Raw genomic sequence first — 22,481 nt, 5'->3', positions numbered from 1 at the left:
GGAGTGCATCGTGCGTAAGTTGACTCAATTGGTTCTCCTGGCGACCGTACTGGTAGCAGGCCCGGCTTTTGCCGACATGAAAATTGCCGTTCTGAACTATCAAATGGCTTTGCTGGAATCTGATGCGGCCAAGAAGTACGCCGTGGATGCCGAGAAGAAGTTCGGCCCGCAACTGACCAAGCTCAAGACGCTGGAAAGCAGTGCCAAGGGTATTCAGGATCGTCTGATGGCTGGCGGCGACAAGATGCAGCAAGGCGAGCGTGAGCGTCTGGAACTTGAATTCAAGCAAAAGGCCCGTGACTTCCAGTTCCAGTCCAAGGAATTGAACGAAGCCAAAGCCGTTGCTGACCGTGAAATGCTGAAGCAGCTCAAGCCGAAACTGGACAGCGCTGTGGAAGAAGTCATCAAGAAAGGTGCTTTTGACCTGGTCTTCGAGCGTGGCGCAGTGATTGATGTCAAACCTCAGTACGACATCACTCGCCAGGTTATCGAGCGCATGAATCAGCTGAAGTAATCCATGACAGCGACCATAAAACTCGGCCAGTTGGCCGAGTTCCTCGGCGCCACTCTACGTGGCGACCCGGAGAAGGAAATTACTGGGCTAGCCACTTTGCAAGAGGCTGGCCCAGCTCAGTTGAGCTTTCTGGCAAATCCTCAATACCGCAAATACCTGGCTGACAGCCAGGCTGCAGCGCTGTTGCTGAAAGCCGCTGACGCTGAAGGTTTTGCGGGGAATGCATTGGTCGTACCTGATCCGTACGCCGCCTACGCTCGTGTTTCCCACCTGTTCGATCCCAAGCCCAAGGCGGCTGCCGGTATCCATCCGACTGCGGTGATTGCGGCGGACGCGGTGGTTGATCCAGCGGCGAGCATCGGTGCCTTTGTGGTCATCGAGAGCGGGGCACGAGTTGATGCGGGTACGACCATCGGCGCGCATTGCTTCATCGGCGCTCGTAGCGTTATCGGCGAAGGTGGCTGGCTCGCACCGCGCGTCACGCTGTATCACGACGTGCGTATCGGCAAGCGGGTGGTGATTCAGTCCGGTGCAGTACTGGGTGGCGAAGGCTTCGGCTTTGCCAACGAGAAAGGCATCTGGCAGAAAATCGCCCAGATCGGTGGCGTTCTGGTCGGTGACGATGTGGAGATCGGCGTGAATACCGCCATCGACCGCGGTGCACTGGCCGATACCATTCTTGGTAATGGCGTCAAGCTCGACAATCAGATTCAGATCGCCCACAACGTCCAGGTCGGTGATCACACTGCCATGGCAGCGTGCGTGGGGATTTCCGGCAGCACCAAAATCGGCAAGCATTGCATGCTCGCCGGTGGCGTAGGGCTGGTGGGGCATATCGAAATTTGCGACAAGGTTTTCATCACCGGAATGACCATGGTGACCCACTCGATTACCGAGCCGGGTTCCTACTCTTCCGGTACGGCCATGCAACCGGCTGCCGAATGGCGCAAAAGCGCGGCACGTATCCGTCAGCTCGATGACATCGCGCGGCGGCTGCGACAGCTGGAAAAGCGAGTCGGGGAAGTGACCCCTGACGGCAATGCTTCATCAGATGGCTGATACCATTTCCATATCAAGTGTGCACAGCCGCTAGACTGCCTCCTTGATTTGCTAGAGGAGCGCGCGTCAGTCGCGCGTTCCCAATCTTTACATAGGCTTCCCCCCGAAATGATGGACATCAACGAGATTCGCGAATACCTGCCTCACCGTTACCCGTTCCTGCTGGTGGACCGGGTCGTGGATCTGGATGTGGAAGGCAAGCGCATTCGCGCCTACAAGAATGTCAGCATCAACGAACCGTTCTTCAATGGTCACTTCCCTGCGCATCCAATCATGCCGGGCGTACTGATCATCGAGGCGATGGCTCAGGCTGCCGGGATCCTTGGTTTCAAGATGCTGGACGTGAAGCCGGCTGATGGCACCCTGTACTACTTCGTAGGCTCCGACAAACTGCGTTTCCGTCAGCCGGTCAAGCCTGGCGACCAGTTGATCCTTGAAGCCACGTTCATCAGCTGCAAGCGCAAGATCTGGAAGTTCGAATGCCAGGCATCGGTAGATGGCAAGCCGGTCTGCTCGGCCGAGATCATCTGTGCGGAACAAAAAGTATGAGTTTGATTGACCCTCGCGCAATCATCGATCCGACGGCCATCCTGGCCGACGACGTCGAGGTCGGCCCTTGGTCGATCGTCGGCGCTGGTGTGGAAATCGGCGAGGGGACAGTGATCGGGCCGCATGTGATTCTCAAAGGCCCGACCCGAATCGGTAAGCACAACCGCATCTACCAGTTTTCTTCGGTAGGCGAAGACACGCCCGATCTGAAATACAAGGGTGAAGAAACCCGTCTGGTCATCGGTGACCACAATGTCATCCGTGAAGGCGTGACCATTCACCGCGGGACCATTCAGGACCGTTCCGAAACGACCCTGGGCGATCACAACCTGATCATGGCCTACGCTCACATCGGCCACGACAGCGTCATCGGCAACCATTGCATCCTGGTCAACAACACTGCGTTGGCGGGCCATGTGCATGTTGAAGACTGGGCGATCCTGTCCGGTTTTACCCTGGTTCACCAGTATTGCCACATCGGCGCCCACAGCTTTTCCGGTATGGGTACCGCCATTGGCAAGGACGTTCCAGCGTACGTCACGGTGTTCGGCAACCCGGCCGAAGCTCGCAGCATGAACTTCGAAGGCATGCGCCGTCGTGGTTTCAGCGAAGACGCGATCCACGCCCTGCGCCGTGCCTACAAGGTGGTTTATCGCCAGGGCCTCACGGTTGAGCAGGCGCTTGCGGAGCTGGCCGAACCTTCGGAGCAGTTTCCGGAAGTTGCGGTGTTCCGTGACTCCATCCAGTCTTCGACCCGCGGCATCACACGTTAATCATGGCTAATCTGCGTATTGCGCTGGTGGCGGGTGAGGCTTCCGGTGACATTCTGGGCGCCGGTCTCATGCGTGCGCTCAAGGCTCAGCATCCGGCGGTCGAGTTCATCGGTGTCGGTGGTCCGCTGATGCAGGCCGAAGGCCTGACCTCGTATTTTCCGATGGAACGTCTCTCGGTCATGGGGCTGGTGGAAGTGCTGGGTCGGCTGCGCGAGTTGTTGAAACGCCGCAAGAAGCTGATCGCAGACTTGATCGCCGAGAAACCGGACGTGTTCATCGGTATCGATGCGCCGGATTTCAACCTCAATATCGAACTGAAGCTGCGTCAGGCCGGGATCAAGACCGTGCATTACGTCAGCCCGTCGGTGTGGGCGTGGCGGCAGAAGCGGGTGCTGAAGATTCGCGAAGGTTGCGACCTGATGCTGACGCTGTTCCCGTTTGAAGCGAAATTCTATGAAGAGAAGGGCGTGCCGGTGCGGTTTGTCGGTCACACCTTGGCCGATGCGATACCCCTTGAGGCTGATCGTCGCGCCGCACGCGCCGAGCTCGATTTGCCTGATGGCCCATTGGTCGCGCTGATGCCGGGCAGTCGTGGTGGCGAAGTCGGGCGTCTGGGCGCTTTGTTCCTCGATGCCGCCGAGCGTTTGCGCGCCATGCGCCCTGGCGTGCGGTTCATTATTCCTTGCGCCAGCCCTCAGCGCCGCGCGCAGCTTGAAGAACTGCTGGCCGGTCGCGATCTGCCGCTGACCCTGCTCGACGGCAAGTCCCATCTGGCGCTGGCCGCCTGCGACGCAGTGTTGATCGCCTCCGGAACGGCGACCCTCGAAGCCTTGCTGTACAAGCGTCCGATGGTGGTGGCTTATCGCCTGGCCCCGCTGACGTTCTGGATCCTCAAGCGCATGGTGAAAAGCCCTTACGTCTCGTTGCCTAACCTGCTCGCCCAGCGCCTCTTGGTGCCTGAATTGTTACAGGACGATGCAACAGTTGAAGCCTTGGCCCAGACGCTGTCGCCCCTGATCGAAGGTGGCGAAGAACAGACCCGCGGCTTCGACGAAATCCACCGGACCTTGCGCCTGGATGCCTCCAATCAGGCGGCGGACGCGGTACTGAATCTGATCGGCAAAACACAATGACAAAAGCACAACAGATGGGCCTGGATTTCACCCTGGTCGCCGAAGTCGAAGAGCTGGTTGCCGGTGTTGATGAAGTCGGTCGCGGTCCGCTCTGCGGCGCTGTGGTGACGGCAGCGGTGATCCTCGATCCGAATCGTCCGATCCTTGGCCTCAACGATTCGAAGAAGCTCACCGAAGCCCGCCGCGAAAAACTCTTTGACGAAATCTGCGAAAAAGCCCTGAGCTGGTGCATCGCTCGCGCGGAAGTCGAAGAAATCGACGAGCTGAACATCCTGCATGCCACCATGCTGGCCATGCAGCGTGCGATCGAAGGCCTGCACATTCAGCCAAAACTGGCGATGATCGACGGTAACCGCTGCCCGAAACTGGCCATGCGCGCTGAAGCCGTGGTCAAGGGCGACAGCAAGGTTCCGGCCATCGCTGCCGCCTCGATTCTGGCCAAGGTCAGCCGCGACCGTGAAATGGCGGCATTCGAACTGATTTACCCGGGTTACGGCATCGGCGGCCACAAAGGTTACCCGACGCCCGTTCATCTGGAAGCGCTGGCACGCTTGGGGCCGACGCCGATTCACCGCCGCTCGTTCGCACCGGTGCGGTTGGCGTATGAGGCGCGCGAAAGCCTCATCGAGAGTTAGTCGCGAGGCTGATGTTTTTCCCAAGGCCCGGTACAATCCGGGCCTTGTTGTCTTCACGTTTCTAGACAGGATCACTATGCCGGCTTCATTCGTTCACCTACGCCTGCACACTGAATACTCCCTGGTCGACGGTCTGGTGCGGATCAAACCGCTGGTCAAGACCCTGGTCGGCATGAACATGCCTGCCGTAGCGGTCACCGATCAGAACAACATGTGTTCCCTGGTCAAATTCTATAAAGCCTCGATGGGCGCAGGTATCAAGCCGATCTGCGGCGCCGACTTGTGGCTGTCGAACAAGGACCCGGACAACGCCCTGAGCCGGATCAGCCTGTTGGCGATGAACGCTGTCGGCTACCGCAACCTGACCGAGCTGATCTCCCGCGGTTTCATCGACGGCCAGCGTAATGGCTCGGTCATCATCGAGCGCGAGTGGGTGGCCGAGGCCAGCGAAGGCTTGATCATGTTGTCGGCGGCGAAGGAAGGCGAAATCGGCCTGGCCATGCTCAGCGGCAATCCAGCGGAAGCGGAAAAACTGGCGCGCGAATGGATGGCGGTGTTCCCGGATCGTTTCTATCTGGAAATCCAGCGCACCAACCGCCCTAACGATGAAGAACAACTGCACGGCGCCGTGGCCCTGGCCGAGAAAATCGGCGCGCCATTGGTGGCGACCAACGACGTGCGTTTCATCAAACAGGAAGACTTCGCCGCTCACGAAACCCGCGTCTGCATCGGTGAGGGCCGCGCCCTCGACGATCCGCGGCGTTCGAAGAATTACAGCGATCAGCAATACCTCAAAAGCGCCGAGGAAATGGCCGAGCTGTTCAGCGACATTCCCGAAGCGCTGGCCAACACCGTCGAGATCGCCAAACGCTGCAACATCGAAGTGAAGCTGGGCACGCACTTCCTGCCCAACTTCCCGATTCCCGATGGCATGACCATTGACGAGTATTTTCGCAAGGTGTCCTTCGATGGCCTGGAAGAACGGCTGACCGTTCTGCTGCCCAAGGACACCACCGAAGACTATGAAGCCAAGCGTCAGGTCTATGTCGACCGGTTGAATTTCGAACTGGATATCATCATCCAGATGGGCTTCCCCGGTTACTTCCTGATCGTGATGGACTTTATCCAGTGGGCCAAGAGCAACGGCGTGCCGGTAGGCCCTGGTCGTGGATCGGGTGCCGGGTCGCTGGTGGCCTATGTGCAGAAAATCACCGACCTCGACCCGCTGGAATACGACCTGCTGTTCGAACGTTTCCTCAACCCGGAACGGGTCTCCATGCCCGACTTCGACGTCGACTTCTGCATGGACGGTCGTGACCGCGTGATCGACTACGTGGCCGAGAAATACGGGCGCAACGCGGTAAGCCAGATCATCACGTTCGGTTCCATGGCGGCGAAGGCTGTGGTCCGTGACGTGGCGCGGGTGCAAGGCAAGTCCTACGGCCTGGCGGATCGTCTGTCGAAGATGATTCCGTTCGAAGTCGGCATGACCCTGGAAAAAGCCTACGAGCAGGAAGAAATCCTCCGTGACTTCATCAAGGTCGATGAAGAAGCCGCGGAAATCTGGGAGATGGCGCGCAAGCTCGAAGGCGTTGTGCGTAACGTCGGTAAACACGCCGGTGGCGTGGTAATCGCGCCGACCAAACTGACCGATTTCTCGCCGATCTATTGCGATGAGGCTGGTGACGGTCTGGTAACCCAGTTCGACAAGGACGACGTTGAAGCCGCTGGCCTGGTGAAGTTCGACTTCCTCGGTCTGCGGACCCTGACAGTTATCGACTGGGCGCTGAAAACCATCAACCGCGACCGCGCCAAGGTCAACGAACCACCGCTGGACATCGCGTTCATCCCGCTGGACGACAAGCCGACCTACACGCTGCTGCAAAAGGCGGAAACCACCGCGGTGTTCCAGCTCGAGTCGCGCGGCATGAAAGAGCTGATCAAAAAGCTCAAGCCCGACTGCCTGGAAGACTTGATCGCACTGGTGGCCCTGTTCCGTCCGGGCCCTTTGCAATCCGGCATGGTTGACGACTTTATCAACCGTAAGCACGGCCGCGCCGAACTCGCGTACCCGCACTCGGACTACCAGTACGAGGGCCTGAAACCGGTACTGGCGCCGACTTACGGCATCATCCTGTATCAGGAACAGGTGATGCAGATCGCCCAGGTCATGGCCGGTTACACCCTCGGCGGTGCGGACATGCTGCGGCGGGCCATGGGTAAGAAAAAGCCCGAAGAAATGGCCAAGCAGCGCGGCGGTTTCATTGAAGGTTGCAAGACCAACAATATCGAAGCCGACCTGGCCGGTAACATTTTCGACCTGGTAGAGAAATTCGCCGGTTACGGCTTCAACAAATCCCACTCCGCCGCCTACGGGCTGGTGTCGTACCAGACCGCGTGGCTGAAAACGCACTACCCGGCGCCGTTCATGGCCGCGGTACTGTCGGCGGATATGCACAACACCGACAAGGTCGTGACCTTGATCGAAGAAATTCGCACCATGAAGCTGCGTCTCGACGCGCCGGATGTGAATACCTCTGAGTTCAAGTTCACGGTGAACGACGAAGGCCGCATCATTTACGGCCTCGGCGCGATCAAGGGTGTGGGCGAAGGTCCGGTGGAGGCGATTACCGAGGCGCGTCAGGACGGTCCGTTCAAGGATCTGTTCGATTTCTGCGCCCGTGTCGACCTCAAGCGCATCAACAAGCGCACCCTCGATGGTTTGATCCGCAGCGGTGCGCTGGATCGCCTGGGTCCGTATTTCCATGACGAACCGAAAGCCTATCAAGCGAGCATCGACCAGAACCGCGCGGTGCTGCTGAATGCGATGGAAGGGGCGATCAAGGCCGCCGAACAAACCGCTCGCACCCACGACAGTGGCCACGCCGATCTGTTTGGCGGGCTGTTCGTCGAGGCAGACGCCGACGTCTACGCCAATCACCGCAAGGCGAAAGAGCTGACCCTGAAGGAGCGCCTGAAAGGGGAGAAAGACACCCTGGGCCTGTACCTGACCGGTCACCCGATTGACGAATACGAAGGTGAAATCCGCCGTTTTGCCCGTCAGCGCATCATCGACCTGAAGCCGGCTCGCGATACACAGACCGTTGCGGGCATGATCATCGCCCTGCGCGTGATGAAGAACAAAAAGGGCGACAAGATGGGGTTCATCACCCTTGACGATCGTTCTGGGCGGATCGAAGCTTCGTTGTTCGCCGATGCGTTCCATTCGGCGCAATCGCTGTTGCAGACTGACGCGATGGTTGTTGTCGAAGGTGAAGTCAGCAACGACGATTTCTCCGGCGGTTTGCGCCTGCGGGTCAAGCGGGTGATGAGCATGGAAGATGCGCGCACCAACCTGGCCGAAAGTCTGCGCTTGAAGCTGCAGACCAAGGATTTGAAAGGCGATCAGCTACGCTGGCTGGGTGAGCTGTTCAAGCGTCACCGAGGTGCGTGCCCGATCACCATGGAGTACACGAGCCCCGATGCGAAGGCTTTGCTGCAGTTCGGCGAGACCTGGCGAATCGACCCGGCGGATGCGTTGATTCAAGCCTTGCGTGACCAGTTCGGGCGAGACAACGTCTTCCTCCAATACCGTTGACGGTCAGGTAGCAACTGAACGCCCTGATCTCGACCTGAATTTTTAATCTCGACCTGAACGCGCCTCTCCCTTAAGGTAGGGCGCGAATAGACAACCGGCCGGCCCAAGCTCTCTTGGACGTCGACCCAAGACGGACGCCTATGAACCCGAATTTTCTAGATTTCGAACAGCCGATCGCCGACCTGCAAGCCAAGATCGAAGAGTTGCGCTTGGTCGGTAACGACAATTCGCTGAATATCGGCGATGAGATCTCCCGCCTGCAGGACAAAAGCAGCACGCTGACCGAAGACATCTTCGGCAAGCTGACCAGCTGGCAGATCGCGCGTCTGGCGCGTCACCCGAAACGTCCATATACCCTGGACTACATCGAACACATCTTCACCGAGTTCGACGAGCTGCACGGCGACCGCCACTTCTCCGACGACGCTGCCATCGTTGGCGGCGTGGCCCGTCTGGATGACCAGCCGGTGATGATCATCGGTCACCAGAAAGGCCGCGAAGTGCGCGAGAAGGTTCGCCGCAACTTCGGTATGCCGCGTCCGGAAGGCTATCGCAAGGCGTGCCGCCTGATGGAAATGGCCGAGCGCTTCAAAATGCCGATCCTGACCTTCATCGACACGCCGGGTGCTTACCCGGGCATCGACGCTGAAGAGCGCAACCAGAGCGAAGCGATTGCCTGGAACCTGCGTGTCATGGCTCGCCTGAAAACCCCGATCATCGCCACCGTAATCGGTGAAGGTGGTTCCGGTGGTGCACTGGCAATTGGCGTGTGCGATCAGTTGAACATGCTGCAGTACTCGACCTACGCGGTGATCTCGCCGGAAGGTTGTGCGTCGATTCTGTGGAAAACCGCCGAAAAAGCGCCGGATGCCGCTGAAGCCATGGGCATCACCGCCGAGCGCCTGAAAGGCCTGGGCATCGTAGACAAAGTGATCGGCGAACCTCTGGGCGGCGCTCATCGCGATCCGGCGGCGGCCGCTGCATCGATCCGTGCCGAGCTGACCTCGCAACTGGCGATGCTGAAGAAGTTCGACAACGAAGCGCTGCTCAAGCGCCGTTACGAGCGACTGATGAGCTACGGTCTCTGAGATTGACGCAGTACTAATGTAGGAGCCGGCTTGCCGGCGATGGCGGCCTTGAGGCTGGCGGTGTATGACCGATCCCTTCGCCAGCAAGCCGGCTCCTACATTTGATCTTCACAGGTATTGAATCTGTAGTTCTGTTCCGGATTGCGGTGGTATTTGAGATGAGACCCAGACCGGACCTCCCCGCCAATCTTCTGCAAGCCTTGAACCCGTTGCGCAATGCTGCGAAATGGCGCATCGCCTTCTCCGGCGGCCTCGATTCAACCGTCCTGTTGCACCTCCTCGCCCACCTCGCAAAAACCGAAACCCTGCCAGCGCTCAGCGCCATCCATATTCACCATGGCCTTCAAGCGGCGGCCGATGCGTGGCCGGAGCATTGCCAGTCAGTCTGTGATGCGCTGGGAATACCGCTACAGGTCGTTCACGTCCAGGTTCAGCCCGGCGCCAGCCTTGAGCGTGTAGCCCGTGACGCGCGCTATGGCGCGTTCATCGAGGCCACTCAAGCCAATGAAGTGCTGCTGACCGCCCAGCATCGTGATGATCAGGCGGAAACCCTGTTGTTCCGATTGCTGCGTGGGGCAGGGGCGAGGGGGTTATCGGGGATGCCGCGCCAACGTGTGTTGGGCAAAGGGCATCTGCTGCGACCCTTGCTCGATGTCTCGCGAGCAGAGTTGGAGGGTTACGCGAACCAGTACTCATTGAGCTGGATCGAGGATCCTTCCAATCAGGATCGACGTTTCTCGCGTAATTACTTGCGTAATCAGGTGTTCCCGGTGCTGACCGAACGCTGGCCTCAAGCGATGGCGACTATGGCTCGCAGCGCCGCGCATCTGAGCGAAGCGCAGGAACTGCTCGATGAGCTGGCGCAAATCGATCTGGCCCAGGCCGGCTCCATCAGTGAATTCGATTGGCTGGGTGTGCCGTCACTTGAGCTTTCTACGCTTGCCAGCCTGTCCGCCGCTCGCCAGCGAAATGCAGTGAGTCACTGGCTCTCGGCACTGACCCGTTTGCCGGGCAGCGACCATTGGTCGGGTTGGGAAGATTTTCGTGATGCTGCTGCGGATGCCTCTCCGGTCTGGCGCTTGGCCGATGGGGAATTGCATCGGGCGAACGGGCGGATATGGTGGCTGTCGGGCTGCTGGCTGCGAACGCCGCCGCCCGCGCCTGATTGGCCTGATCCCTCGTTATCACTGGCGTTGCCGGATAACGGCGTGCTCTCGCTCACCGGTCAAACACCCGATGGCCCGCTGCATATCCGCTATCGTGAAGGTGGCGAGGTCATGAGTCTGCCCGAGCGCGGCCATCGTGATCTGAAGCGTTTGCTCAACGAACGCAGCGTCCCGGGCTTCGTCCGTGGCAGATTGCCGCTGCTCTATCATGGCGAGCAATTGCTGGCGGTGGCGAGGTTGCGAGGCTTGAATGGCAGTGAGCAGGAAGGCTGGAATTTGCATTGGCAGCCACCGGACGAAGATCAAGGTTTGAGCTGAAAGGGGCTTTCCGGTAGACTACGCTCCCTTCTTGATACAACTTCTGTGGATTCGCCTGAATTGCAGGAGTTGCCGATTACCAAGCAGTCTTTGCTGGGCGATTCCAAAAAATGTGTAGCGAGCAACGTACCGGTGTTTCATCTCCCGGTCTGTCCCAACGCGGCGGTTTTTTTGAAAGGTGCACTGTGATTAATGCAGGTGATCGGGGGCTTCGGCCTTCCTTCGCTTTCCCCGGCGGCTCGGACCGCTTTAACGCAGACTTCTAGGGTTTTTCATGACGCGCTACATATTCGTCACGGGCGGTGTTGTTTCTTCATTGGGGAAAGGCATTGCATCGGCTTCATTGGCGGCCATCCTGGAGGCGCGGGGACTTAAGGTCACCATGCTGAAGCTGGATCCGTACATCAACGTCGATCCGGGCACCATGAGCCCGTTCCAGCACGGTGAAGTGTTCGTCACCCACGACGGCGCCGAGACCGACCTGGACCTGGGTCACTACGAGCGGTTCATCCGCACGACCATGACCCAGAACAACAACTTCACCACCGGCCGTGTCTACGAACACGTCCTGCGCAAAGAGCGCCGTGGTGATTACCTGGGCGCGACCATCCAGGTCATTCCGCACATCACCGACGAAATCAAGCGCCGGATCATCAAGGGCGCCGGCGATGCCGACGTGGCCATGGTCGAGATCGGTGGCACCGTGGGTGACATCGAATCCCAACCGTTCCTCGAAGCCATCCGCCAGTTGCGTTTCGAAGTCGGCGCCAAGCGCGCGATGCTGATGCACCTGACACTGGTGCCGTACATCGCCACTGCCGGCGAAACCAAAACCAAGCCAACTCAGCACTCGGTCAAGGAACTGCGTTCCATCGGCCTGCAACCTGACGTGCTGGTGTGCCGCTCCGATCACCCGATCGACATCTCCTCGCGTCGCAAGATCGCGCAATTCACCAACGTTGAAGAACGTGCGGTGATCGCGCTGGAAGACGCCGACACCATCTACAAGATCCCGGGTATCCTGCATTCGCAAGGCCTGGACGATTTTGTGGTCGAGCGTTTCGGCCTGCAATGCGGCGGTGCCGATCTGTCCGAGTGGGAAGCCGTGGTTGACGCCAAGCTCAATCCTGAGCACGAAGTCACCATCGCCATGGTCGGCAAGTACATGGAATTGCTGGACGCCTACAAGTCGCTGATCGAAGCGATGAGTCACGCCGGCATCAGCAACCGCACCAAGGTCAACCTGCGCTACATCGATTCCGAAGACATCGAAAACCAGGGCACCGCGCTGCTGGAAGGCGTCGACGCGATCCTCGTACCGGGCGGCTTCGGTCTGCGTGGCGTGGAAGGCAAGATCACCGCTGTCCAGTACGCTCGCGAAAACAAGGTTCCGTACCTCGGCATCTGCCTGGGCATGCAAGTGGCGGTCATCGAGTTCGCTCGTAACGTCATGGGCTGGAAAGACGCCAACTCCACCGAGTTCGATCGTGCAAGCGGTCACCCGGTCGTGGGTCTGATCACCGAGTGGGAAGACGCCACCGGCGCCGTCGAAACCCGTACCGAAACTTCCGATCTGGGCGGCACCATGCGTCTCGGCGCACAGGATTGCCTGCTGGAGCCGGGTTCCCTGGTTCACGGCTGCTACGGCAAGGACGTGATCGTCGAGCGTCACCGTCACCGTTACGAAGTGAACAACAACCTGCTGCCGAAAATCATGGAAGCCGGTCTGAAAATCTCCGGTCGCTCCGGTGATGGCGCGCTGGTTGAAGTGGTCGAAGCCCCGGATCATCCATGGTTCGTCGCTTGCCAGTTCCACCCTGAGTTCACCTCGACGCCACGCGACGGTCACCCGTTGTTCAGCGGCTTCGTCAAAGCAGCTTTGGCTCAACACCAGAAGAAGGCTTGAACCTTATGGCGCAGAAGATCATCCGCGTAGGCGATATCGAGATTGCCAACGACAAGCCAATGGTGCTTTTCGGTGGCATGAACGTGCTGGAAAGCCGCGACATGGCGATGCAGGTCTGCGAAGAATACGTGAAGGTCACCGAGAAACTCGGTATCCCTTACGTGTTCAAGGCCAGCTTCGACAAGGCCAACCGTTCCTCCGTGACCTCTTACCGTGGCCCCGGCCTGGAAGAGGGCATGCGGATTTTCCAGGACATCAAGCAAGCCTTCGGCGTGCCGATCATCACCGACGTCCACGAGCCTGAACAGGCCGCGGTCGTCGCTGAAGTCTGCGACATCATCCAGCTGCCGGCCTTCCTGTCGCGCCAGACCGACCTCGTGGTCGCGATGGCCAAGACCGGTGCGGTGATCAACATCAAGAAAGCCCAGTTCCTCGCGCCACAGGAAATGAAACACATCCTGAACAAGTGCGTGGAAGCGGGTAACGATCAGTTGATCCTCTGCGAGCGTGGTTCGAGCTTCGGTTACAACAACCTGGTGGTCGACATGCTTGGCTTCGGCATCATGAAGCAGTTCGAGTACCCGGTTTTCTTCGACGTGACCCACGCGCTGCAAATGCCTGGCGGTCGTGCCGATTCCGCCGGCGGTCGTCGCGCCCAGGTCCTCGATCTGGCGAAAGCCGGGATCAGCCAGTCACTGGCCGGTCTGTTCCTCGAAGCCCACCCGGACCCGGACAATGCCAAATGCGACGGCCCTTGCGCCTTGCGTCTGGACAAACTGGAGCCATTCCTGGCCCAGCTCAAAGCTTTGGACGAACTGGTGAAGAGTTTTCCGACGGTAGAAACCGCGTAATCCTCATTTCTCCGGTAAAGTACCGCACGATTTGTTGCTCAGGCCCTCGGGCCTGAGCCTTGTCGTCCGCAAGTCTGCCCGTTGCACATCACTTGCCGGCGATAAAAGATTTCCTTCAGCTGCGTCGTTTTCGTCAACTTTGGAGTGTTTACAACAATGGCAAAAATCGTCGACATCAAAGGTCGTGAAGTTCTCGACTCCCGTGGCAACCCCACCGTGGAAGCGGACGTGCTTCTCGATAACGGCATCATCGGCAGCGCTTGCGCGCCGTCCGGTGCTTCCACTGGCTCGCGTGAAGCGCTCGAGCTGCGTGATGGCGACAAGAGCCGTTACCTGGGCAAAGGCGTTCTGAAAGCCGTCGCCAACATCAACGGTCCGATCCGCGACCTGTTGAAAGGTACAGATCCGAGCGACCAGAAAGCGCTGGATCACGCGATGATCAAGCTGGACGGTACTGAAAACAAAGGCTCCCTGGGCGCCAACGCGATCCTCGCCGTTTCCCTGGCCGCGGCCAAGGCAGCAGCTCAGGACCAGGACCTGCCGCTGTACGCACACATCGCCAACCTGAACGGCACCCCGGGTGTTTACTCGATGCCGGTTCCGATGATGAACATCATCAACGGTGGCGAGCACGCCGATAACAACGTCGACATCCAGGAATTCATGGTTCAGCCGGTTGGCGCCAAGTCTTTCTCGGAAGGTCTGCGCATGGGCACCGAGATTTTCCATCACCTCAAAGCTGTGTTGAAGGCCCGTGGCCTGAGCACTGCTGTTGGTGACGAAGGTGGTTTCGCACCTAACCTGGCTTCCAACGAAGACGCTTTGAAAGTGATCTCCGAAGCCGTGGCCAACGCTGGTTACAAGCTGGGCACCGACGTGACCCTGGCACTGGACTGCGCGGCCAGCGAGTTCTACGAAGACGGCAAGTACAACCTGTCCGGCGAAGGCCAGGTGTTCACCGCTGAAGGTTTCGCCGATTACCTGAAAGGCCTGACCGAGCGTTACCCGATCATCTCCATCGAAGATGGCCTGGACGAGTCCGACTGGGCTGGCTGGAAAATCCTCACCGACAAGATCGGCGAGAAAACCCAGCTGGTGGGCGACGACCTGTTCGTAACCAACACCAAGATCCTGAAAGAAGGCATCGATAAAAAGATCGCCAACTCGATCCTGATCAAGTTCAACCAGATCGGCACCCTGACCGAAACCCTGGAAGCCATCCAGATGGCCAAGGCCGCCGGTTACACCGCCGTGATCTCGCACCGCTCCGGCGAAACCGAAGATTCGACCATTGCCGACCTGGCTGTGGGCACTTCGGCTGGCCAGATCAAGACCGGCTCCCTGTGCCGTTCCGACCGCGTTTCCAAGTACAACCAACTGCTGCGTATCGAAGAGCAGTTGAACGGCAAAGCCAAGTACAACGGCCGCAGCGAGTTCCGCGGTTAAGCTGTAGAAGGTAAAAAGACACCGGATTGTGTCGGAAAAATCGCGACAGCGACGTTTTTGCCACTAATCTGATGCCTTAAGAGCACAAGCCTGGATTTTCCAGGCTTCGTGCTATCAGAAGCTTCAAAGTTTTGGCATGGCTGTCTTTTTTCACTGGAAACCTGATATTCGATGCGCAGTCCCAATTGGTTGTTCCTCGTCTTGCTCTTGTTGCTGGCTGGCCTGCAATACCGCCTGTGGGTAGGTAATGGCAGTCTGGCGCAAGTGGCCGAGCTGACTCAGCAGATCGCGGATCAACATGCTGAGAACGAAGGCTTGCTGGAACGCAATCGGGTCATGGACGCCGAAGTCAGTGAATTGAAAAAGGGCATGGAGACCGTTGAAGAGCGGGCTCGCCATGAGTTGGGCATGGTCAAGGACGGTGAAACCCTTTACCAGTTGGCTCAATGAACTCCTCGTTACCGGCCTTCTGGGCCGTGATCCCTGCCGCGGGCGTCGGTGCCCGTATGGCCGCAGACCGTCCCAAGCAATACTTGCACCTGGGCGGGCGCACTATTCTTGAACACAGCCTTGGCTGTTTCCTTGATCATCCTTCCCTGAAGGGGCTGGTGATCAGTCTGGCTGTTGATGATCCTTATTGGCCCAATCTGGCATGCGCTGGCGATTCACGTATTCAGCGCGTTGACGGCGGCGCCGAGCGTTCCGGGTCGGTGCTCAATGCCTTGCTGCATTTGCATGCGTTGGGTGCGGACGATGAGGATTGGGTGTTGGTCCACGATGCTGCGCGGCCGAATCTGAGCCGCGATGATCTGGACAAGTTGCTCGTTGAACTGGCTGACGATCCGGTCGGCGGGCTGCTGGCGGTTCCGGCACGTGATACCCTGAAGCGGGTCGACAAGCACGGTCGTGTCGTTGAAACCGTGGATCGCAGCGTGATCTGGCAGGCGTACACGCCGCAGATGTTTCGACTTGGCGCGTTGCATCGGGCGTTGGCGGACAGTCTGGTGGCGGATGCTGTTATCACTGATGAAGCGTCGGCGATGGAGTGGGCTGGTATGGCTCCTCGCTTGATTGAAGGTCGGTCGGACAACCTCAAGGTTACTCGCCCCGAGGACCTCGAGTGGTTGAGACAGCGTTGGGCTAACCGCCGCTGATCGCCGGCAAGCCGGTCTCACTCCTACAAGGTTAATTGGTGTGCGCAGGATTTATGTTCTCCCCCGTCCACTGTAGGAGTGAGACCGGCTTGCCGGCGATTGCGGTAGTCCAGGCCCCCGATCTCTTGCTGGCACGCCGTTGAACGCCTAGCTTCGATACTCCGGCCGCTCGGCCAATCCTTCCTTCAAATAATCCACCAACTTGCGCACCTTCGGCGACAGATGCCGCTGCTGTGGATAAAGCGCCCAAACGGCAGTATTCGGCGGCTGGTGAGCCTCCAACAGCGAAATCAAATCCCCGGTTTTCAGATGCTCCAGCACGTAATAATCCGGCAACTGACAGAGCCCGACACCCTGTAACGCCGCATCCAGCACTGCTTGCCCACTGTTGCAACGCCAGTTTCCCTGCACCCGCTGGGAAAATTCCCGCCCGTTCTGTTCCAGTTGCCACAGGTCCGAACTACCGATGAGGCAGTTGTGGCGGCTCAGTTCCGACAAGCTATGTGGGCGACCATACCGTTCCAGGTAGGACGGAGACGCGCACAAATACATGCGTCGCGGAGCCAGTCGCGTCGCTACCAGTCGCGAGTCCTGAAGGCGGCCGAGGCGGATCGCCAGATCCAGACCTTCATGCACCAGATCGAGTTGGCGGTTGCTCAGTTCGATGTCGATTCGCAGTTGTGGATAGAGCCCCATGAATCGCGTCACCAGCGGCACGATAAAGCGCTCGCCATAGGCCACCGCGCAGGTCATGCGCAACATGCCTTTGGGCTCGCTGGTCAGGTCGCCGACGGCTCTGAGCGCTTCTTCACGACCGTCCTGCAACCGTTGGCAATGTTGCAAAAACGTTTGCCCGGCTTCGGTCAGCGTGACTCGCCGGGTACTGCGGTAAAGCAGGCGCGTCTGAAGGCGTTCTTCGAGGCGTACTATTTGGCGACTGATGTGGGAGGAAGACACCCCAAGACGTTCCGCCGCCGCCGTAAATTGGCTGCACTCGGCCACGGCGACGAACTCGTCGATACCTTCCCAACGGTTCTCGGACATTAACGATTATCCCTGTGTGGCAATAATGTTTTGCTTTTGTCCGGATTATTCACCGTGCGACGCTGTATTACACTCACTGTCTCGTTTTATTCACTGGAGAACCAACATGATCAAGTCGCGCGCCGCCGTTGCCTTCGAGGCCAAGAAACCCCTCGAGATCGTTGAAGTCGATGTCGCTCTGCCCAAGGCCGGTGAAGTTCTGTTGCGTGTGGTTGCCTCCGGTGTCTGTCATACCGATGCCTACACCCTGTCGGGCGCTGACCCGGAAGGTATCTTCCCGTCGATCCTCGGTCACGAAGGTGGCGCGGTTGTTGAGGCGATCGGCGAGGGCGTGACTTCCGTTGCCGTTGGCGATCATGTGATCCCGCTGTACACCCCGGAATGCCGCCAGTGCAAATTCTGCCTGTCGGGCAAGACCAACCTGTGTCAGGCGATTCGTGCGACCCAGGGCAAAGGCCTGATGCCAGATGGCACCACGCGTTTTTCCTACAAGGGCCAACCGATTTTCCACTACATGGGCACCTCGACGTTCTCCGAATACACCGTGCTGCCGGAAATCTCCGTAGCCAAGATTCCTAAAGAAGCGCCGCTGGAAAAAGTCTGCCTGTTGGGCTGCGGCGTCACCACCGGCATTGGCGCGGTACTCAATACAGCCAAGGTGAAACCGGGTGATACCGTGGCGATTTTCGGTCTTGGCGGTATTGGTCTGTCGGCGGTCATTGGCGCGGTAAAAGCCAAGGCTGCACGCATCATCGCCATCGACATCAACCCGGCCAAATTCGAGATCGCCAAACAGTTGGGTGCAACCGACTGCGTGAACCCGAAAGACTTCGACCGTCCGATCCAGGAAGTCATCGTCGACATGACCGATGGCGGCGTCGACTTTTCCTTCGAGTGCATCGGCAATGTCCAATTGATGCGCGCCGCACTTGAGTGCTGCCACAAGGGTTGGGGTGAGTCGGTGATCATCGGCGTCGCCGGTGCCGGTCAGGAAATCTCTACCCGTCCATTCCAGTTGGTCACCGGTCGCGTCTGGCGCGGTTCGGCGTTCGGCGGTGTGCGCGGTCGTACCGAGTTGCCGAGCTATGTCGAAATGGCCGAGACCGGCGAAATCCCGCTGGATACGTTCATCACCCACACCATGGGCCTGGAAGATATCAACAAGGCTTTCGACCTGATGCATGAAGGAAAAAGCATCCGTTCCGTCATCCATTTCTGAGGTCGGTCATGAGCCTGGAAAATATCTCCTGCCAGAAAACCTTTGGCGGCTGGCACAAACGCTACCGGCACCGCTCCGACGTGCTCGGTTGCGACATGGTGTTTGCCGTGTACCTGCCGCCGCAAGCGGAGCAGGGCGGCAAACTACCGGTGCTGTACTGGTTGTCCGGCCTGACCTGCACCGACGAAAACTTCATGCAAAAGGCCGGCGCCCTGCGCATGGCCGCCGAGCTTGGGTTGATCATCGTTGCGCCAGACACCAGCCCGCGCGGACCCGATGTACCGGGTGATCCGGACGGTGCCTGGGACTTTGGCCTCGGCGCCGGGTTTTATCTGAATGCCACGCAGGAACCCTGGTCGCGGCACTATCGGATGCATGACTATGTCGTGCAGGAATTACCGGCATTGGTCGAAGCCCATTTCCCGGCATCGGACAAGCGCGGTATCAGCGGCCACTCCATGGGCGGTCACGGCGCGCTGGTCTGTGCGTTGCGCAATCCGGGGCGTTATCAGTCGGTGTCGGCGTTCTCGCCGATCAACAATCCGATGGATTGTCCGTGGGGTCAGAAAGCCTTTTCCCGTTACCTCGGCGAAGACCGTTCGAAGTGGCGCGAGTGGGATGCCTGTGCGCTGATTGCCGAGGCTGACGAGAAGCTGCCGCTGTTGGTCGATCAAGGTGATCGCGACGACTTCCTCGCCACTCAGCTCAAGCCTGAAGCCCTGCAGCAGGCGGCCAAACTGGCCGGCCATCCGCTGACGTTGCGCTTGCAACCCGGCTACGACCACAGCTATTTCTTCATCGCCAGCTTCATTGATGAACACTTGCAGCATCATGGTCGTGCTCTAAGCGCCTAATGACTGACAAAGCAGGTAGAATCACGCCCTGACAAAAATCGGGGCGTTTTTTTATGCGTATTGGCCACGGCTATGATGTGCACCGTTTCGCTGAAGGCGATTTCATTACTCTGGGCGGCGTGCGCATTGCACACGGCTTCGGGCTGCTCGCTCATTCCGACGGTGACGTCCTGCTGCACGCCTTGAGCGATGCCTTGCTCGGCGCTGCTGCGCTGGGTGATATCGGCAAGCATTTCCCGGACACCGACCCGACGTTCAAAGGCGCCGACAGCCGTGTGCTGTTGCGTCATGTCGTCGCACTGGTCCACGCCAAGGGCTGGAAGGTCGGCAACGTCGATAACACCATCGTCGCCCAGGCGCCGAAAATGGCCCCGCATATCGAATCGATGCGTGCGCTGATTGCCGCGGATCTTCAAGTTGAGTTGGATCAAGTGAACGTGAAAGCTACCACCACCGAAAAGCTCGGCTTTGTCGGGCGCGAAGAAGGTATTGCCGTGCACTCCGTTGCCTTGTTGCTGCGCGCATGAACGAACTGCAATTGCTTGGCCCGCGTGCCTATGGTGAAGCCCTCGGCACCGCTGTACTGAAAGCTACGGCGGAAGATTTCCAGGTCGATGAAGTCCTCAATATTCCTCTCAGCGGCGACGGCGAGCACCTGTGGATCTGGGTGGAAAAACGCGGCCTGAATACCGAAGAGGCAGCACGTCGAATCGCCAAGGCGGCGGGCGTGCCATTGCGCACCGTCAGTTACGCCGGTCTCAAGGATCGTCAGGCGCTGACGCGTCAGTGGTTCAGCGTGCAACTGCCGGGCAAGGCCGACCCTGATCTGTCGGCGGCGGAAAACGATACGCTGAAAATCCTCAAGACCGGTCGGCACAAACGCAAGCTGCAACGCGGTGCCCACTCGGCCAACGGTTTCACCTTGCGCCTCACGCAATTCGCTGGCGACAAAGCGGCGATCGAAGCGCGTCTGCAACTGATCGCCAAACAAGGTATTCCGAATTATTTCGGCGCCCAGCGTTTCGGCTTTGACGGTGGCAACGTGGTCGATGCCCGAGGCTGGGCCGCGCGCAAGGCCCTGCCGGAGCAGCGCAACGTGCGTTCGCGTCTGCTTTCTACCGCCCGCAGTTTTCTGTTTAACCAAGTGTTGGCGGCGCGTGTCGCTGATGGCACCTGGCAGCAAGCGCAGGTTGGCGATCTGTTGGCGTTTACCGACAGCCGCAGTTTTTTTCCGGCCGGTGAGGCCGAGTGCAGCGACCCGCGACTGGCGATTCTCGACCTGCACCCGACCGGTCCGCAGTGGGGTGAAGGTGACTCGCCGGCGACGGGCGCTGTCCATGAACTGGAGCAGGCAATCGCCGCCCGCGAAGCAGACCTTCGCGATTGGTTGATTAACGCCGGAATGAGCCACGAACGTCGCATCCTGCGGCTGCCCATTGGTGGGTTGACGTGGCATTATCCCGAGCCTGACATTCTGCAACTGGAATTCGTCCTGCCGGCCGGATGCTTTGCCACTGTATTGGTGCGCGAGCTTGTTGATCTGGTGCCGGTGGGGCAGACGGACAGCCCATGCGTATTCTGATTTCTAACGACGATGGGGTAACCGCACCCGGTCTTGCCGCGCTTTATGCTGCGCTGGCGGATTACACCGAATGCGTGGTTATCGCCCCGGACCAGGACAAAAGCGGCGCCAGCAGTTCGCTGACGCTCGACCGTCCGTTGCACCCGCAAACCCTGGCCAACGGCTTTATCAGCGTTAATGGCACACCGACCGATTGCGTGCACCTGGGCCTCAACGGCTTGCTGGAACGCGAAGCGGACATGGTGGTTTCCGGCATTAACCTGGGCGCCAACCTGGGGGACGATGTGTTGTATTCCGGTACCGTGGCAGCGGCCCTCGAGGGGCGTTTCCTGGAGCGGCCATCGTTTGCCTTTTCGTTGGTCTCACGGCAGGTCGAGAACCTTCCCACAGCCGCTTACTTTGCGCGCAAACTGGTTGAAGCCCACGCTGATCTTGACCTGCCACCGCGCACGGTGCTGAACGTGAACATTCCCAATTTGCCGCTGGACCACATCCGCGGAATCCAGCTGACACGCCTCGGCCATCGCGCCCGAGCGGCAGCACCGATGAAAGTGGTCGACCCGCGCGGCAAGTCCGGCTACTGGATCGCTGCCGCCGGAGACGCCGAAGACGGCGGCCCGGGCACCGACTTCCATGCGGTGATGCAAGGCTATGTATCCATCACGCCGCTGCAACTGGATCGCACCTTCAATGATGCTTTCGGAAGTCTCGATGGCTGGCTGGAGGGACTGCGCTGATGGCTCGTGAACAAGACCCGATGCATCGCGGTATCGGGATGACCTCGCAACGCACCCGCGAGCGTCTGATTCAGCGGTTGTATGAGGAAGGCATTTCCAACGCCAAGGTGCTGGAAGTGATCCGCCTTACGCCACGACACCTGTTCGTCGACGAAGCGCTGGCGCACCGTGCCTACGAAGACACGGCGTTGCCGATCGGTAACAACCAGACGATCTCCCAGCCTTACATGGTGGCCCGCATGAGCGAGCTGCTGCTGGAAGCGGGTCCTCTGGACAAGGTAATGGAAATCGGCACGGGGTCGGGTTATCAGACCGCAATCCTGTCGCAACTGGTCGAGCGGGTTTTTTCCGTCGAGCGCATCAAGGTTTTGCAGGACCGGGCCAAGGAACGTCTGGTTGATCTGAACTTGCGCAACGTGGTTTTCCGCTGGGGCGATGGCTGGGAAGGCTGGCCTGCGCTGGCGCCGTACAACGGCATTATCGTGACGGCGGTGGCGACCGATGTACCTCAGGCCTTGCTTGATCAGTTGGCACCTGGAGGGCGACTGGTCATACCGGTCGGCTCGGGTGAAGTGCAACAGTTGATGCTGATCATCCGCGAAGAACACGGGTTTTCCAGGCGTGTTCTGGGGGCGGTGCGTTTCGTTCCATTGCTCAACGGCCCCCTGGCCTGAGCATTTGTTTTGGCTCGGTGAATTCTCTTCGATTGCCCCTGTCTTACAGCGGCGTCGATCGGTTAAACGGGTTTCATCGTCAGGTAGCAAACGTGTGCTTCGCTTCATTAAAGGTAAAGCCTGCACAGCCCGTTATACTGGTGACACTTCTTGCCGGGAGCACGGCAATTCAATATTTCAG

At 59.1% G+C, this 22,481-nt stretch carries 21 protein-coding genes; 20 read left to right on the top strand and 1 reads right to left on the bottom strand.

Annotated features, from left to right (window positions below; all coding sequences use genetic code 11):
• Nucleotides 1-10: 10 nt before the first annotated feature.
• From ACYZUC_RS14300 to ispD, 14 genes are all read left to right on the top strand, one after another.
• Nucleotides 11-514: an OmpH/Skp family outer membrane protein gene (locus tag ACYZUC_RS14300; protein WP_008028980.1), complete on the top strand. Its 504-nt coding sequence runs from the start codon at nt 11-13 to the stop codon at nt 512-514.
• Nucleotides 515-517: 3 nt separating this feature from the next.
• A complete protein-coding gene (gene lpxD, locus ACYZUC_RS14295; RefSeq protein WP_461996448.1) occupies nt 518-1,573 on the top strand; it encodes a UDP-3-O-(3-hydroxymyristoyl)glucosamine N-acyltransferase in 1,056 nt (351 codons plus the stop codon).
• Nucleotides 1,574-1,681: 108 nt separating this feature from the next.
• Nucleotides 1,682-2,122, top strand: coding sequence for a 3-hydroxyacyl-ACP dehydratase FabZ (fabZ, locus tag ACYZUC_RS14290; RefSeq protein ID WP_008028982.1), 441 nt, complete (start codon nt 1,682-1,684; stop codon nt 2,120-2,122).
• Nucleotides 2,119-2,895 carry an acyl-ACP--UDP-N-acetylglucosamine O-acyltransferase gene (gene lpxA / locus ACYZUC_RS14285; protein WP_008039405.1) on the top strand — a complete coding sequence of 259 codons (777 nt, stop codon included), beginning with the start codon at nt 2,119-2,121 and terminating at the stop codon, nt 2,893-2,895. Before fabZ ends, lpxA begins: the two co-directional genes overlap by 4 nt.
• A 2-nt stretch (nt 2,896-2,897) precedes the next feature.
• Entirely contained in the window at nt 2,898-4,028 is a 1,131-nt protein-coding gene (lpxB, locus tag ACYZUC_RS14280) for a lipid-A-disaccharide synthase (RefSeq protein WP_461996446.1), read from the top strand.
• Nucleotides 4,025-4,663, top strand: a complete 639-nt coding sequence (rnhB, locus tag ACYZUC_RS14275) for a ribonuclease HII (protein ID WP_008028985.1) — start codon at nt 4,025-4,027, stop codon at nt 4,661-4,663. Before lpxB ends, rnhB begins: the two co-directional genes overlap by 4 nt.
• A gap of 76 nt (nt 4,664-4,739) precedes the next feature.
• On the top strand, nt 4,740-8,261 hold the full coding sequence (gene dnaE, locus ACYZUC_RS14270; protein WP_461996444.1) for a DNA polymerase III subunit alpha: 3,522 nt from the start codon (nt 4,740-4,742) through the stop codon (nt 8,259-8,261).
• Nucleotides 8,262-8,401: 140 nt separating this feature from the next.
• Nucleotides 8,402-9,349, top strand: coding sequence for an acetyl-CoA carboxylase carboxyltransferase subunit alpha (locus ACYZUC_RS14265; protein ID WP_461996442.1), 948 nt, complete (start codon nt 8,402-8,404; stop codon nt 9,347-9,349).
• A gap of 158 nt (nt 9,350-9,507) precedes the next feature.
• Nucleotides 9,508-10,833, top strand: coding sequence for a tRNA lysidine(34) synthetase TilS (gene tilS / locus ACYZUC_RS14260; RefSeq protein ID WP_461996440.1), 1,326 nt, complete (start codon nt 9,508-9,510; stop codon nt 10,831-10,833).
• Between the two features lie 274 nt (nt 10,834-11,107).
• A complete protein-coding gene (locus ACYZUC_RS14255) occupies nt 11,108-12,739 on the top strand; it encodes a CTP synthase (RefSeq protein WP_008028989.1) in 1,632 nt (543 codons plus the stop codon).
• A gap of 5 nt (nt 12,740-12,744) precedes the next feature.
• Entirely contained in the window at nt 12,745-13,590 is an 846-nt protein-coding gene (kdsA, locus tag ACYZUC_RS14250) for a 3-deoxy-8-phosphooctulonate synthase (protein ID WP_008028990.1), read from the top strand.
• A gap of 156 nt (nt 13,591-13,746) precedes the next feature.
• Complete coding sequence (gene eno / locus ACYZUC_RS14245) at nt 13,747-15,036, top strand: phosphopyruvate hydratase (RefSeq protein WP_008039408.1); 1,290 nt, start codon at nt 13,747-13,749, stop codon at nt 15,034-15,036.
• Nucleotides 15,037-15,207: 171 nt separating this feature from the next.
• Entirely contained in the window at nt 15,208-15,486 is a 279-nt protein-coding gene (ftsB, locus tag ACYZUC_RS14240; protein ID WP_008028992.1) for a cell division protein FtsB, read from the top strand.
• A complete protein-coding gene (ispD, locus tag ACYZUC_RS14235; protein WP_461996438.1) occupies nt 15,483-16,190 on the top strand; it encodes a 2-C-methyl-D-erythritol 4-phosphate cytidylyltransferase in 708 nt (235 codons plus the stop codon). The genes ftsB and ispD overlap by 4 nt, the downstream gene beginning before the upstream one ends.
• A 147-nt stretch (nt 16,191-16,337) precedes the next feature.
• Here ispD and ACYZUC_RS14230 read toward each other — a convergent pair whose 3' ends face one another.
• Nucleotides 16,338-17,234: a LysR family transcriptional regulator gene (locus ACYZUC_RS14230; RefSeq protein ID WP_008028998.1), complete on the bottom strand. Its 897-nt coding sequence runs from the start codon at nt 17,232-17,234 to the stop codon at nt 16,338-16,340.
• Between the two features lie 106 nt (nt 17,235-17,340).
• Between ACYZUC_RS14230 and ACYZUC_RS14225 the strand changes: the two genes are divergently transcribed.
• Genes ACYZUC_RS14225 through ACYZUC_RS14200 form a run of 6 tightly spaced genes read left to right on the top strand, consistent with a single transcriptional unit; the run spans nt 17,341 to nt 22,300 of the window.
• Nucleotides 17,341-18,453 (top strand): S-(hydroxymethyl)glutathione dehydrogenase/class III alcohol dehydrogenase, encoded by a 1,113-nt coding sequence (locus tag ACYZUC_RS14225; RefSeq protein ID WP_461996436.1) that lies wholly within the window; start codon nt 17,341-17,343, stop codon nt 18,451-18,453.
• 8 nt (nt 18,454-18,461) lie between these two features.
• On the top strand, nt 18,462-19,307 hold the full coding sequence (gene fghA, locus ACYZUC_RS14220) for an S-formylglutathione hydrolase (protein WP_461996434.1): 846 nt from the start codon (nt 18,462-18,464) through the stop codon (nt 19,305-19,307).
• A 53-nt stretch (nt 19,308-19,360) separates the two neighbouring features.
• Nucleotides 19,361-19,834, top strand: coding sequence for a 2-C-methyl-D-erythritol 2,4-cyclodiphosphate synthase (gene ispF, locus ACYZUC_RS14215; protein WP_008029005.1), 474 nt, complete (start codon nt 19,361-19,363; stop codon nt 19,832-19,834).
• Nucleotides 19,831-20,889 carry a tRNA pseudouridine(13) synthase TruD gene (truD, locus tag ACYZUC_RS14210; RefSeq protein WP_214380990.1) on the top strand — a complete coding sequence of 353 codons (1,059 nt, stop codon included), beginning with the start codon at nt 19,831-19,833 and terminating at the stop codon, nt 20,887-20,889. Before ispF ends, truD begins: the two co-directional genes overlap by 4 nt.
• Nucleotides 20,877-21,626, top strand: a complete 750-nt coding sequence (surE, locus tag ACYZUC_RS14205) for a 5'/3'-nucleotidase SurE (RefSeq protein WP_461996432.1) — start codon at nt 20,877-20,879, stop codon at nt 21,624-21,626. The genes truD and surE overlap by 13 nt, the downstream gene beginning before the upstream one ends.
• A 38-nt stretch (nt 21,627-21,664) precedes the next feature.
• Nucleotides 21,665-22,300 (top strand): protein-L-isoaspartate(D-aspartate) O-methyltransferase, encoded by a 636-nt coding sequence (locus tag ACYZUC_RS14200; protein ID WP_461996713.1) that lies wholly within the window; start codon nt 21,665-21,667, stop codon nt 22,298-22,300.
• Nucleotides 22,301-22,481 lie beyond the last annotated feature (181 nt).

It is taken from the genome of Pseudomonas sp. GT1P32 (genome assembly GCF_054897805.1).
The sequence above is the reverse complement of the archived record's forward strand: the minus strand, read 5'-3'. Positions and strand labels throughout refer to the sequence as shown.

Excerpts from the sequence above, each read along its gene's own strand:
- ispD (WP_461996438.1), top strand. The coding sequence starts at position 15,483 with ATGAACTCCTCGTTACCGGCCTTCTGGGCCGTGATCCCTGCCGCGGGC.
- fghA (WP_461996434.1), top strand. The coding sequence starts at position 18,462 with ATGAGCCTGGAAAATATCTCCTGCCAGAAAACCTTTGGCGGCTGGCAC.
- rnhB (WP_008028985.1), top strand. The coding sequence starts at position 4,025 with ATGACAAAAGCACAACAGATGGGCCTGGATTTCACCCTGGTCGCCGAA.
- surE (WP_461996432.1), top strand. The coding sequence starts at position 20,877 with ATGCGTATTCTGATTTCTAACGACGATGGGGTAACCGCACCCGGTCTT.
- lpxD (WP_461996448.1), top strand. The coding sequence starts at position 518 with ATGACAGCGACCATAAAACTCGGCCAGTTGGCCGAGTTCCTCGGCGCC.
- dnaE (WP_461996444.1), top strand. The coding sequence starts at position 4,740 with ATGCCGGCTTCATTCGTTCACCTACGCCTGCACACTGAATACTCCCTG.
- ftsB (WP_008028992.1), top strand. The coding sequence starts at position 15,208 with ATGCGCAGTCCCAATTGGTTGTTCCTCGTCTTGCTCTTGTTGCTGGCT.
- lpxB (WP_461996446.1), top strand. The coding sequence starts at position 2,898 with ATGGCTAATCTGCGTATTGCGCTGGTGGCGGGTGAGGCTTCCGGTGAC.
- truD (WP_214380990.1), top strand. The coding sequence starts at position 19,831 with ATGAACGAACTGCAATTGCTTGGCCCGCGTGCCTATGGTGAAGCCCTC.
- ACYZUC_RS14225 (WP_461996436.1), top strand. The coding sequence starts at position 17,341 with ATGATCAAGTCGCGCGCCGCCGTTGCCTTCGAGGCCAAGAAACCCCTC.
- kdsA (WP_008028990.1), top strand. The coding sequence starts at position 12,745 with ATGGCGCAGAAGATCATCCGCGTAGGCGATATCGAGATTGCCAACGAC.
- tilS (WP_461996440.1), top strand. The coding sequence starts at position 9,508 with ATGAGACCCAGACCGGACCTCCCCGCCAATCTTCTGCAAGCCTTGAAC.
- ACYZUC_RS14200 (WP_461996713.1), top strand. The coding sequence starts at position 21,665 with ATGACCTCGCAACGCACCCGCGAGCGTCTGATTCAGCGGTTGTATGAG.
- ACYZUC_RS14255 (WP_008028989.1), top strand. The coding sequence starts at position 11,108 with ATGACGCGCTACATATTCGTCACGGGCGGTGTTGTTTCTTCATTGGGG.
- ACYZUC_RS14230 (WP_008028998.1), bottom strand. The coding sequence starts at position 17,234 with ATGTCCGAGAACCGTTGGGAAGGTATCGACGAGTTCGTCGCCGTGGCC.
- ispF (WP_008029005.1), top strand. The coding sequence starts at position 19,361 with ATGCGTATTGGCCACGGCTATGATGTGCACCGTTTCGCTGAAGGCGAT.
- ACYZUC_RS14265 (WP_461996442.1), top strand. The coding sequence starts at position 8,402 with ATGAACCCGAATTTTCTAGATTTCGAACAGCCGATCGCCGACCTGCAA.
- lpxA (WP_008039405.1), top strand. The coding sequence starts at position 2,119 with ATGAGTTTGATTGACCCTCGCGCAATCATCGATCCGACGGCCATCCTG.
- eno (WP_008039408.1), top strand. The coding sequence starts at position 13,747 with ATGGCAAAAATCGTCGACATCAAAGGTCGTGAAGTTCTCGACTCCCGT.
- fabZ (WP_008028982.1), top strand. The coding sequence starts at position 1,682 with ATGATGGACATCAACGAGATTCGCGAATACCTGCCTCACCGTTACCCG.